This window comes from Pengzhenrongella sicca, from assembly GCF_017569225.1.
Lineage (GTDB): Bacteria > Actinomycetota > Actinomycetes > Actinomycetales > Cellulomonadaceae > Pengzhenrongella > Pengzhenrongella sicca.
Window position 1 is genome coordinate 2,156,730 of sequence record NZ_CP071868.1, and the last position, 12,018, is coordinate 2,168,747.

At 70.6% G+C, this 12,018-nt stretch carries 10 protein-coding genes; 9 read left to right on the forward strand and 1 reads right to left on the reverse strand.

Annotated elements, in window-relative coordinates:
* Positions 1-82 precede the first annotated feature (82 nt).
* The gene (locus J4E96_RS09860; protein WP_227425563.1) at positions 83-1,102 is read right to left on the reverse strand and encodes a LacI family DNA-binding transcriptional regulator; all 1,020 of its coding nucleotides are present in this window, start codon (positions 1,100-1,102) and stop codon (positions 83-85) included.
* A gap of 564 nt (positions 1,103-1,666) precedes the next feature.
* Between J4E96_RS09860 and J4E96_RS09865 the strand changes: the two genes are divergently transcribed.
* From J4E96_RS09865 to J4E96_RS09905, 9 genes are all read left to right on the forward strand, one after another.
* Positions 1,667-3,172, forward strand: coding sequence for an MATE family efflux transporter (locus J4E96_RS09865; protein WP_227425564.1), 1,506 nt, complete (start codon positions 1,667-1,669; stop codon positions 3,170-3,172).
* Between the two features lie 47 nt (positions 3,173-3,219).
* Positions 3,220-5,457: an anaerobic ribonucleoside-triphosphate reductase gene (gene nrdD / locus J4E96_RS09870; protein ID WP_227425565.1), complete on the forward strand. Its 2,238-nt coding sequence runs from the start codon at positions 3,220-3,222 to the stop codon at positions 5,455-5,457.
* Between the two features lie 9 nt (positions 5,458-5,466).
* On the forward strand, positions 5,467-6,096 hold the full coding sequence (nrdG, locus tag J4E96_RS09875) for an anaerobic ribonucleoside-triphosphate reductase activating protein (protein WP_227425566.1): 630 nt from the start codon (positions 5,467-5,469) through the stop codon (positions 6,094-6,096).
* A 40-nt stretch (positions 6,097-6,136) separates the two neighbouring features.
* Positions 6,137-6,514: an ArsR/SmtB family transcription factor gene (locus tag J4E96_RS09880; protein ID WP_227425567.1), complete on the forward strand. Its 378-nt coding sequence runs from the start codon at positions 6,137-6,139 to the stop codon at positions 6,512-6,514.
* Positions 6,514-7,425: a cation diffusion facilitator family transporter gene (locus J4E96_RS09885; RefSeq protein WP_227425568.1), complete on the forward strand. Its 912-nt coding sequence runs from the start codon at positions 6,514-6,516 to the stop codon at positions 7,423-7,425. Before J4E96_RS09880 ends, J4E96_RS09885 begins: the two co-directional genes overlap by 1 nt.
* A 107-nt stretch (positions 7,426-7,532) precedes the next feature.
* Positions 7,533-8,570 (forward strand): LacI family DNA-binding transcriptional regulator, encoded by a 1,038-nt coding sequence (locus J4E96_RS09890; protein ID WP_227425569.1) that lies wholly within the window; start codon positions 7,533-7,535, stop codon positions 8,568-8,570.
* 71 nt (positions 8,571-8,641) lie between these two features.
* Positions 8,642-10,024 carry an ABC transporter substrate-binding protein gene (locus J4E96_RS09895; RefSeq protein ID WP_227425570.1) on the forward strand — a complete coding sequence of 461 codons (1,383 nt, stop codon included), beginning with the start codon at positions 8,642-8,644 and terminating at the stop codon, positions 10,022-10,024.
* An 83-nt stretch (positions 10,025-10,107) separates the two neighbouring features.
* Entirely contained in the window at positions 10,108-11,067 is a 960-nt protein-coding gene (locus tag J4E96_RS09900; protein ID WP_227425571.1) for a carbohydrate ABC transporter permease, read from the forward strand.
* Complete coding sequence (locus J4E96_RS09905; protein ID WP_227425572.1) at positions 11,064-12,014, forward strand: carbohydrate ABC transporter permease; 951 nt, start codon at positions 11,064-11,066, stop codon at positions 12,012-12,014. The genes J4E96_RS09900 and J4E96_RS09905 overlap by 4 nt, the downstream gene beginning before the upstream one ends.
* Positions 12,015-12,018: the final 4 nt, after the last annotated feature.

Sequence of the window (12,018 nt, forward strand, 5' to 3'; positions counted from 1 at the left end):
CGGTGATGTGCTGGACCACAGGGATGAGGGCATTCCTGTGCCGTGGAGCGGGGTGTGGGAGCGGGCACGGGTGCCCGCCCGGTCACCTCGAGCGGGCCTGCGCGGTGCTTGCGCGGTCGACCAGCTCGGGGGGGATGAAGCGCACGACGTGGGGCTCGTGCAGGCCCGGGTTCTCGATCCGTCGGACGACCTGCCGCACCGCCATCCGGCCGAGGCGGTCCGGGGCGCTGTCGATCGACGAGTACGGCAGCGAGAACGTCCGGGCGAACTCGTCGGAGTACCTGCCGATGACCGACAGGTCGGCGGGGGAGGTGAGGCCGCGGGCCTGCAGCACCGCGGGTAGCGCCACGGCGGCGGCCTCGTTGTGGACGAGCAGCCCGGTCGAGGTCGGGAACCGGTCGAGCACGTCGTTCAGGCACCGGCCGACGGCGGGCTGCTGGGCCTCGCCGTAGACCGCGTGCAGGAGCACGCCGCGCGCAGCCGCCTGGGCGAGCGCCGCGTCGCGCAGCCGCCACACGTACGCGCCGCCGCGTTCGACGACGTGCTCGGGCTGGGAGATGAGGACGACTTCGCGGTGGCCCAGGTCGGCGAGGTGATCCACCATCACGCGCCCGGCCTCGGCGAAGTCGAGGTCGAAGACGTCCAGGCCCGTGCAGTCGGCGGGGAGCCCGACCAGCGCGCTCGGCTGCGACGCGGTGCGCAGGACCGGCAGGCGAAGGTCGTCGTCCGCGACGTTGAGCAGGATGACGCCGTCGACCATCCGGGAGTCGGTGATCCGCTCGAGCGACCCGGCGCCGTCGGGGTCGGTGACCATGAGGATGTCGTAGCCCAGCTCGCGGGCCACGTTGGACACCCCGAGCATGTACTGGAGCATCGCGGGCGCGAACTCGTCCTCGAGGAACTGCACGAGCAGCCCCAGGACGTGCGTCTGCGCCGTCGCGAGCGCACGGGCACCGGCGTTGGGCGTGTACCCGAGCTCCCGCACCGCCTCGTCGACCCGCTGGCGGACCTCGAGCGAGATCGCTCGCTTGCCCGACAGCGCGTACGACGCGGTGCTCCGCGATACGCCAGCCACCCGGGCCACATCACCGATCGTCGCCATTGCTTCTCCTGTTCATCGTCGAACCGGTTCGACGATACGCCCACTTTTCCCCACAGCGCAAGCCATTCAGGTCGTCAATCGAGTCGAACCGGTACGACAGTCCCGCCGGGGGCAGCCCTGGCGTCGTCGAAGCGACGCGGGCCTCGCGCGGCCCACCGGGCTGGCCGGTCACTGTCCGCGCGGAGCGTGGTGCGGAAGGGACGGGAGTGCCGCGATCCGGGGCGTTCCCGTACCTCCCGTCACTCGCGTCACATGCTCCGCGCGGATGGTCGGATCAGGCCGTGGGAGCTCCCGCGCGGACGGTCAGGATCGGGTACGCGAACCGCAGCGACGCGCGAGTGACGCCTGGTGCTTCTGAGGCCGGCGTGAAAGCACACGGGCCCCACCCGTCCCATCCGTCACACGTGCGTCGCTGCGGTCCGGGTTGCGGTCCGGGTCCTGGTCCCCAGCCACGGAAAGCGCTCGCCACGGCCGACTCGAAACGATACGATTTACATGCGCAGGACCGGTCGAGCCAGCCCCACGCCGACCCTGTCCGCTCCCGCCCGAGGACCCGCACCGCTCATGATCAAGGTTCTGACCACCGGCCGTCCGTGGCGCGTCATCCTCGTGTTCGCCGTGCCGCTGCTGGTGGGCAACGTCGTGCAGCAGCTGTACCAGTTCGTCGACGCGATCGTGGTGGGCCGGGTGCTCGGCGTCGACGCGCTCGCCGCGGTCGGCGCGACCGGCAGCCTGCTCTTCCTGCTGCTCGGCTTCGCGTGGGGCATGACGGCCGGGTTCGCGATCCCGACGGCGCAGGCGTTCGGCGCGGGCGACGCCGCGGCCGTGCGCCGCTCGGTGGCCACGGGCGCGCTGCTCACCGCTGCGGCGAGCATCGTCCTCACGGTGGCGGCGCCCCTGCTCACGGGGCCGGCGCTGCGCCTGCTGCGCACCCCGGACGAGCTGATCGGGCAGGCGACGACGTTCGCCGTCGTGAGCTTCCTCGGCGCGAGCACTGTGATGGCGTTCAACTTCCTCGCGTCGATCATCCGGGCGATCGGGGACTCCCGGACCCCGCTCCTCTTCCTGACGCTGAGCTGCGTCGTCAACATCGGGCTGGTCGTCGCGTTCGTCGCCGGCCTCGGCCTGGGGGTCGGGGGAGCGGCCCTCGCGACGGTCGTCTCGCAGGCGGTGTCCGTGCTGCTCTGCCTGGGCTACGTGCGCCGGTGGGTCCCGGTCTTGCACCTGCGGCGCGACGACTGGCGCGTCACCCGAGCGGACGTCGGCCGGCACCTGCGGCTCGGCCTGCCCATGGGGTTCCAGATGTCGATCATCGCGATCGGCGCGCTGGCCGTGCAGGTCCGGCTGAACGGCCTCGGCGCCGACGCCGTCGCCGCGTACACCACGGCCGCGCGGGTCGACGGGCTCGCGATCGCGCTGCTCCAGTCGCTCGGCCTGGCGGTCTCGACGTTCGTCGCGCAGAACCACGGCGCGCGGCGGCCCGACCGGATCCGGCAGGGCGTCAAGGAGAGCCTGTGGCTGTGCGTCGCCGGATCGGCGGTGCTCGGAGCCGTGCTGATCACTGCGGGTAGCGCGATCATCGAGCTGTTCGTCGGGCCCGGGCAGGAGCCCATCGTCGAGATGGCCTCCTACCTGCTCTACGTGAACGGCTCGTGCTACGCGCTGCTCGGCGTGCTCTTCGTGCTGCGCGGGGCCCTCCAGGGCCTCGGCTACACCGTGGTGCCGACCGTGACCGGGACCATCGAGCTGGTCATGCGGGTCGGCGCCGCGATCGTCCTGGGCGCGGCCTTCGGCTTCAGCGGCGTCGTCTGGGGCAACCCGCTGGCGTGGGTCGGCGCGGTGCTCGTCCTCGTGCCCGCGTACGTCCGCGCGCAGCGGCGGCTCGTGGCCCCGCTGCGCCCGCGGCCGGGCGACGTCCCGGACCTGCTCATCCTCGAGGGGCCGATCGAGGCCCCGGTCGCTGTCGAACAGCTCGCGGCGGGCGCCGACACGCACGGCCCGCACAGCGATCACGCGGGACCAAGTACCCAGATCGCAACACCCACTACATCTAGTGTGACAACTATGTAGTTCACACAAGATCTTGTGTGAGAAGGCGTCTGGATCGAGGAGCTGTCGTGACCGCTGTAGAGCTTGACCACGTGACATCTGGTGCTGAGCCGGCCGTCGGCCGGCGCGAGATGACCGTCCTCAAGCGCGACGGCCGCCGCCTGCCGTTCGACCACGCGCGCATCCGCGCGGCGCTCGCGAAGGCCTTCGTCGAGGTGCACGGCTCCATGACCCCGATGGCGGACTTCACGCTCGCGGACCTGGTCGAGCGCATCGAGCAGGAGCTCGGCGAGCGGTTCACGGACGCGGTCAAGATCTACGAGATCCAGAACGTCGTCGAGCACATCCTGCTAGAGAGCCACGAGTACGAGGTCGCGGAGCGCTACATCAGCTACCGCGTCCAACGCGACTTCGCCCGGAGCAAGACCACGGACATCAACCACTCGATCGTGCAGCTGATCGACAAAGAGTCCGCGGTCGTGCACGAGAACGCCAACAAGGACAGCGACGTCTTCAACACCCAGCGCGACCTGACGGCCGGCGCCGTCGGCAAGGCGATCGGCCTGCGGATGCTGCCGCCGCACGTCGCGAACGCCCACCAGAAGGGCGACATCCACTACCACGACCTCGACTACCACCCCTACTCGCCGATGACGAACTGCTGCCTGATCGACTTCGGCACGATGCTCGCCGAGGGCTTCCGGATCGGCAACGCCCAGGTCGACCCGCCGCGCTCGATCCAGACGGCGACCGCGCAGATCTCGCAGATCATCGCGAACGTCTCCTCGAGCCAGTACGGCGGCTGCTCGGCCAACCGCATCGACGAGCTGCTCGCGCCCTACGCCGCGAAGAACTTCGAGAAGCACCTGGCCGAGGCCCAGGAGTGGATCGCCGAGGAGTCGCGCTGGCACCCGTATGCGCAGGAGAAGACGCGCAAGGACATCTACGACGCGATGCAGAGCCTCGAGTACGAGATCAACACGCTGTTCACGTCCAACGGGCAGACGCCGTTCACCACCCTCGGCTTCGGGCTCGGCACGAGCTGGCTCGAGCGCGAGATCCAGCGCGCCATCCTCCAGATCCGCATCGGCGGCCTCGGGGGAGAGCGGCGCACCGCGATCTTCCCGAAGCTCATCTTCACGATCCGCCGCGGCCTGAACCTCGAGCCGGGCGACCCGAACTACGACCTCAAGCAGCTCGCGGTGGAGTGCGCGACCAAGCGCATGTACCCCGACGTCCTCAACTACGACAAGATCGTCGAGCTGACCGGCAGCTTCAAGGTGCCGATGGGCTGCCGTTCGTTCCTGCAGGGCTGGACGGACGAGGACGGCAAGGACGTCGCCGAGGGCCGGATGAACCTCGGCGTGGTCACGCTCAACCTCCCGCGCATCGCCCTCGAGGCCCGCGGCAGCCAGGAGGCGTTCTGGGCGCTGCTCGAGGAGCGGCTGAGCACGGTGCACGACGCCCTGGTGTACCGGATCGAGCGGTGCACGCAGGCCGTGCCCGGCAACGCGCCGATCCTGTACGTGCACGGCGCGTTCGGCAAGCGCCTGAGCCCCGACGACGACGTCGACAGCCTGTTCAAGGGCGGGCGCGCCACGGTTTCGCTCGGCTACATCGGGCTGTACGAGGTGGCGGCAGCGTTCTACGGCGGCGAGTGGGAGGGCGACCCGGCGGCGAAGGCGTTCACGCTGGCGATCCTGGAGTCGCTGCACTCCCACGCGGGCGACTGGACGGCCGAGCACGGCTACCAGTTCAGCGTCTACTCGACCCCGAGCGAGTCCCTGACCGACCGCTTCTGCCGGCTCGACAAGGCGAAGTTCGGCTCGGTCCCGGACATCACCGACAAGGACTACTACACCAACAGCTTCCACTACGACGTGCGCAAGAGCCCGACGCCGTTCGAGAAGCTGGACTTCGAGAAGGACTACCCGGCGTTCACCTCGGGCGGGTTCATCCACTACTGCGAGTACCCCGTGCTGCAGCAGAACCCGAAGGCCCTCGAGGCGGTCTGGGACTACTCCTACGACCGGATCGGCTACCTCGGCACGAACACGCCGATCGACCACTGCTACGCGTGCGGCTTCACCGGCGACTTCGAGCCGACGGCGCGCGGGTTCGCCTGCCCGGGCTGCGGCAACGCCGACCCGCGCACGTGCGACGTCGTCAAGCGCACCTGCGGCTACCTCGGCAACCCGCAGGCGCGCCCGATGGTGCACGGTCGGCACTCCGAGATCACCGCGCGCGTCAAGCACATGGTCGGCGGCGCCGACCCCCTGGGCGCGCCGGCGCCCGACGTCGCCTGAGGGCGCCGCGTGCGCATCCCCGAGCCGGGGCAGTGGCAGGCGGAGAAGGTCAGCCAGGGGTACGTCGCCGACTACAAGCCGTTCGAGTTCGTCGACGGCGAGGGCGTGCGCTGCAGCCTGTACGTCAGCGGGTGCCTGTTCGCGTGCGAGGGCTGCTTCAACGAGCGGACCTGGAACTTTCGGTACGGGCAGCCCTACACCGACGAGCTCGAGCAGCGGGTGCTCGCCGACCTCGCGCACGAGTCGGTGCAGGGGCTGACCCTGCTTGGCGGCGAGCCCTTCCTCAACACCCAGGTGTGCCTGCGGCTGGCGCGCCGCGTGCGTGCGGAGTTCGGCGCGGGCAAGGACATCTGGTGCTGGAGCGGCTACACGTTCGAGCAGCTGCTGGCCGAGACGCCCGACAAGGTCGAGCTGCTCGGGCAGCTCGACGTGCTGGTCGACGGCCCGTTCGAGATCGCGCTGCGGGACCTGACGCTGCAGTTCCGGGGCAGCAGCAACCAGCGGGTGCTGGATGTGCCGGCGTCGCTGGCCGCGGGCGAGGCCGTGCCGTGGGCGCGGGGCGCCGACGCGACGCAGCGCTACGAGCAGGTGGCCCACCGGCCGCTCGACCAGCACGAGCGCACCCGGAGCCCCCGCTAGCCTGCTAACATCTGCACAGATGCGCATACGTGGAGGTGTCATGGCTCAGGTTCTCCCGCTGGACTCGTGCGAGGTCGTCGCGGTCGACCCGGACAAGGTCGCGCTCGCCCGCGAGAGCACGCCCGGCCTGGACGAGGCCGCCGCCCTCGCGCAGCTGTTCAAGCTGCTCGGCGATCCCACCCGCACGCGCATCCTGTACGCGCTGCTCGGGGCGGGGGAGCTGTGCGTGTGCGACCTCGCGGCCGTCGTCGGGGTGCCGGAGACGACCGTCTCCCAGGCGCTGCGGCTGCTGCGGACCGCGGGAGCCGTCGACAACCGGCGCGCGGGCCGGATGGTGTTCTACCGGTTGGCCGACGCGCACGTGCGGATGCTGCTGGACCTGTCCCGCGAGCACACGCGCCACGACGGGGCACGCTGATGGGCGCCGGGCACAGCCACGCGCGGCCCGCCGAGCACGCCGGCGGCCGGTTCCGCTCCCGGCTCGCGGCGGCCTTCGCGCTCACCGCGGCGTTCTTCGTCGTCGAGCTCGCCGTCGGCCTGGTCTCCGGCTCCCTCGCGCTGATCTCCGACGCCGGGCACATGGCGGCCGACGTCGTCGCCCTGGGCGCGAGCCTCGTCGCGACCCGCATCGCCACCCGCCCGGACAAGACGGGGCGGCGCACCTACGGGTCGTACCGCGCCGAGGTCTTCGCCTCCGGCCTGACCGTGCTGATCATGCTCGGCGTCGGCGGCTACGTGCTCGTGGAGGGCCTGAGCCGGCTCGGGCAGGCGCCCGTGGTCGCGTCCGGGGCGATGCTCGTCGTCGGCGCGCTCGGCCTCGCGATCAACGTCGCGTCCATGGCGCTCCTGCGCAGCGGGTCGAAGGACAGCCTCAACGTGCGCGGCGCGTACTTCGAGGTGATCGCCGACGCCGCCGGCTCGGTTGGGGTCATGGCGGCGGGCCTGCTCATCATCGTCACGGGACAGCAGGTCTGGGACGTGCTGGTCGCGGTCGCGATCGCCGTCTTCGTCCTGGTGCGGGCCTGCGTGCTCGGCCGGCAGGTGCTCGCTGTCCTCGGCCAGCACGCGCCCGAGGGCATCGATCCGGACGCCGTCGCGGCCAGCCTCGGCGCCGTCGGCGGCGTCGCGCAGGTGCACGACGTGCACGTGTGGGCGCTCACGTCGGGCATGAACGTGGCCACGGCGCACCTCGTCGCGGCGGAGCTCGCCGACCATCACGCCGTGCTGGACGCCGCGCGCGACGTGCTGCAGGACCGGTTCGGCATCGCCCACGCGACGCTTCAGGTCGAGCCCGCGAGCCACCACGGCTGTCAGGATCTCGCCTGGTAGCAGTGCCCCGATCGATGCGGTCCTGTGACCTGGGTCACTTGACTACGTAGACAATGGTCCGCTTGACTACGTAGCCAATCGACATTGACGTCGAAAGGGGACGCGCCGTGGCCGGCGAGATCGTGACCCGCAAGGGCCGCCCCGTCGTTGCCATGGACGTGGCCCGGGCCGCCGGGGTGTCGCAGAAGACGGTCTCGCGTGTCATCAATGGCGACCCGCACGTGCGGCCCGCGGTGCGCGAGCGGGTCCAGCACGCGATCGTCGCGCTGGGGTACCGGCCCAACCGCGCGGCGCGCAACCTCGTGCTCGGGCGCAGCCTGACGATCGGCGTGCTGTCGGTCGGCTCGACCGACTACGGCCCGTCCTCGCTCATGGTCGCCGCCGAGCACGCGATCCGCAGCGCGCGGTACGCGATGTCGGTCATCAACACGTTCGAGGACGAGTCTGAGACGATCACCGGCGCGCTGCACGACCTCGTGGGCCAGGGCGTGGACGGGATCGTGGTCAACGAGCCGGTCGGGTCGTTCTCGCTCGACCGGGGCACCATCGGCGACCTGCCGGTGCTGAGCCTGTCCGGGCCTTACGGGATCTCGACCAACGAGGTGGTCGCCGACGCCGACCAGGGCGCGGGCGCGCGGGGCGCGACCGAGCACCTGCTCGGGCTCGGGCATCGCACGGTGCACCACCTCGCGGGCCCGGTCGGCTGGCGCTCGTCCGCGCTGCGGCTCGAGGGCTGGCGCGGCGCGCTCGCCGCGGCCGGCGCGGCGCAGCCGCCCGTGCAGCACGGGGACTGGACGGCCCAGTCCGGGTACGCGCTGGGCGCCCGCCTGGCGGCCGACCCCGCGGTCACGGCCGTCTTCGTCGCGAACGATCAGATGGCCATCGGCCTGCTGCGCGCGCTGGCGGAGGCAGGCCGGGACGTGCCGGGCGACGTGAGCGTCGTCGGCTTCGACGACGTCCCCGAGGCCGCGTACCTGTCGCGGGCCCTGACCACCGTCCGCCAGGACCTCGCGCACCTGGCCATGTTCGGGGTCGGCCTGCTCATCGACGCCATCTCGAACCCGCGGCGGCAGGACCGCCGCGAGAACGTCCCGGTCGAGCTCGTGGTCCGGGAGACGACGGCCGCAGCGCCACCCGGGCGCTGACCGACACCCCACGAAGGCACGGCACCGCAACGCAGCGGACACCCAACGCAGGGCACACGAAGGAGTGGAGCATGTCGCGAACGACGAACACGTGGCGTCGCAAGGCCACGGGACTCACCGCAGGGATGGCTGTGGCCGCCATGGCGCTCACGGCCTGCAGCGGCGGGGACTCGGGCGGGGACGCCGCCGAGACCACCACGACGGTCAGCCAGGCGGACATCGACGAGGCGATGACGACGCCGACCAAGCTCACGTTCTGGACGTGGGTGCCGGACATCGAGAACCAGGTCCAGCTGTTCATGGACGAGTACCCGGCGATCGAGGTCGAGGTGGTCAACGTCGGTCAGGGCGCCGACCACTACAAGAAGCTGCGCAGCGCGCTGCAGGCGGGCAAGGGTGCGCCAGACGTCGCGCAGCTCGAGTTCCAGCACGTGCAGTCGTTCGCACTCGGCGACAACCTGCTCGACCTGACGCCGTACATCCCCGCCGACACGGGCGAGGACTACGTCGACTGGGTGTGGCAGCAGGTCCAGTCGACGGACGGCTCGAAGGTCTGGAGCATCCCGCAGGACGCGGGCCCGCTGGGCCAGCTCTACCGCGAGGACATCCTGACGGCGCACGGCATCGAGGTGCCGACCACCTGGGACGACTTCGCCGTCGCCGCGAAGACGCTGCACGAGGCGGACCCGAACGTCTACCTCACCAACATGCCGGGCAACGACATGGGCCAGTTCGCGGGCATGCTCTGGCAGGCCGGGGCCCGGCCGTTCGGCTGGGACGGCGACCAGGAGGTCACGATCGACGTCACCTCGGACGAGGCGACGAAGGTGGCGCAGTACTGGCAGGACCTGATCCAGGCCGACCTCGTCTCGGTCGACCCGGACTTCACCGACGGGTGGTACCAGGGCCTGGCCAACGGCAAGTACGCCAGCTGGGCGCCCGCCGCCGCGTGGGGCCCGGTCTTCCTGCAGGGCACGGCCGCGAACACGTCGGGGCTGTGGCGCGCCGCCAACGTCCCGCAGTGGGACGCCTCCGGCGACCCGGTGTCGGCGAACTGGGGCGGCTCGTCCGACGCGGTGCTCGCGAGCAGCGAGAACCCGATCGCCGCGGCCCAGCTCGCGCTCTGGATCAACCACGACCCGGTGTCGACCCTGAAGTTCGCGAACGAGCAGTTCCTGTTCCCCACGACCACGGACACGCTCGCCAACCCCGAGTTCACCGACCTCGAGCCGGAGTTCTACGGGGGTCAGCAGGTGAACAAGCTCTTCGCGGAGATCTCCGAGACGGTGCCCCAGGACTTCGGCTGGCTGCCGTTCATGGACTACGCCTACTCGGCCGGTCAGGAGACGGTGGGCAAGGCGATCGCCGACAAGGGCGACATCGTGGCCGCGCTCCAGGCGTGGCAGGACGACCTCGTCAGCTACGCCGAGCAGCAGGGTTTCACCGTCAAGTAGGGACCTGCGCCGGCCCCGCCGCCCGCCCGGGCGGGCGGCGGGGCCGGCGCCCCCCCGCTCGAGCCAAGGCCAAGGAGATCACCATGACGTCAGTTGAGACCCGCCTGCCGGCGGGGCGGGCGCCGGCCGCCACCGCGCCGCCCAGGCGCCGGGGACCGTCGCCGATGCGCCGGCGCGAGAACGCCGCCGCCTACATCCTCATCACGCCCTTCGTGGTCGTGTTCGCGCTGCTCATCGTCGTTCCGATCATCTACTCCGGCTACCTCAGCCTGTACCGCGAGCAACTGGTGGGCGGCAACACCTTCGTCGGCCTGGAGAACTACTCCCGGGCCTTGAGCGACTCGTCCTTCCTATCCGGCGTCGGGCGGATGGCCGTGTTCCTCGTCATCCAGGTGCCGATCATGCTGGGCCTGGCGCTGCTGTTCGCGCTGCTGCTCGACGCGGGCGTGCTCTACCTGGGCAAGTTCATCCGGCTCGGCATCTTCATCCCGTACGCCGTGCCCAGCGTGATCGCCGCCCTCATGTGGGGGTACCTGTACGGCACCGACTTCGGCCCCGCCGCGCAGATCGCCGAGCGGCTCGGGATCTCGGCGCCGCCGTTCCTGTCGCAGGACTGGATGCTGTTCTCGATCATGAACATCGTCACGTGGTCGTTCATCGGCTACAACATGATCATCTTGTACGCGGCGCTGCGGTCCATCCCGTCCGAGCTGTTCGACGCGGCCGCGGTGGACGGCGCCGGGCGCATCAGGACCGCCGTGAGCATCAAGATCCCCGCGATCCGCCCCGCGCTCATCCTCACCGCGATCTTCTCGGTGATCGGCACGTTCCAGCTCTTCACGGAGCCGAACCTGCTGCGCTCGCTCGCGCCCAACGTGATCGGCACCGACTACACGCCCAACATGTACGCCTACAACCTCGCGTTCATCAACCGGGACAGCAACTACGCGGCGGCGATCGCCTTCATCCTGGGCGTCGTGATCATGATCGTGTCCTACACGGTCCAGCTGTCCACCCAGCGCAAGGAGCGTGCAGCCCGATGACGACTCGCACCGCAGCCGACGGCACCGCGCTGGCCGGCGTGCGCACCGACACCACCGTGCCGCCCGAGCGCCCGCGCTCGCGCCGGCGGTACTCCGCCGACAAGCCGCAGCGCAGCACGGCGCTCACCGTCATGATGGTCGCCGTTCTGCTCTACTTCCTCATCCCGTTGTGGTGGCTCCTGGTCGCCTCGACCAAGTCGAACGCGGACCTGTTCTCGACGTTCGGCCTGTGGTTCTCCGGGACCAACTCGCTGTGGGTCAACATCCAGGCGGTGTTCACGGCCGACGACGGCGTGTACCTGCTGTGGCTGCGCAACTCGCTCTTCTACGCAGTGGTCAGCGCGGTCGGGGCGGCGTTCCTGGCGACGATGGCGGGCTACGCGTTCGCCAAGTACCGGTTCCCGGGCGGCAACGCGATCTTCAGCGCGATCCTGGGGGCGGTCATGATCCCAATGACCGCGCTCACCATCCCCACGTACCTGCTGTTCGCCAACGCCGGCCTGACCAACACGCCGTGGGCGATCATCCTGCCGTCCCTGGTCAGCCCGTTCGGGGTCTACCTCATGCGCGTGTACGCCGCCGACGCCGTCGACGAGACGCTGCTCGAGGCCGCCCGCGTGGACGGCGCCGGCGAGCTGCGGATCTTCTTCGGCGTCGCGTTCCGGCTGCTCGTGCCGGGCATGGTCACCGTGCTGCTGTTCGCGCTCGTGGCGACCTGGAACAACTACTTCCTGCCGCTGATCATGCTCAACAGCCCGCACCTGTACCCGCTGACGGTCGGCCTCGCGCAGTGGCAGGGCGCGGCGGCCGCGGGCGGCGGGTCGAAGGCGCTGTTCTCGTCCATCGTCACGGGCTCGTTCCTGTCGATCATCCCGCTCGTGATCGCCTTCCTGTTCCTGCAGCGGTACTGGCAGTCCGGGCTCGCCAGCGGCGCGGTCAAGGGCTGACGGG

Coding starts and splice junctions, on each gene's coding strand:
- J4E96_RS09860 (WP_227425563.1), bottom strand. CDS start 1,102: ATGGCGACGATCGGTGATGTGGCCCGGGTGGCTGGCGTATCGCGGAGC.
- J4E96_RS09865 (WP_227425564.1), top strand. CDS start 1,667: ATGATCAAGGTTCTGACCACCGGCCGTCCGTGGCGCGTCATCCTCGTG.
- J4E96_RS09880 (WP_227425567.1), top strand. CDS start 6,137: ATGGCTCAGGTTCTCCCGCTGGACTCGTGCGAGGTCGTCGCGGTCGAC.
- J4E96_RS09885 (WP_227425568.1), top strand. CDS start 6,514: ATGGGCGCCGGGCACAGCCACGCGCGGCCCGCCGAGCACGCCGGCGGC.
- J4E96_RS09895 (WP_227425570.1), top strand. CDS start 8,642: ATGTCGCGAACGACGAACACGTGGCGTCGCAAGGCCACGGGACTCACC.
- J4E96_RS09900 (WP_227425571.1), top strand. CDS start 10,108: ATGACGTCAGTTGAGACCCGCCTGCCGGCGGGGCGGGCGCCGGCCGCC.
- J4E96_RS09905 (WP_227425572.1), top strand. CDS start 11,064: ATGACGACTCGCACCGCAGCCGACGGCACCGCGCTGGCCGGCGTGCGC.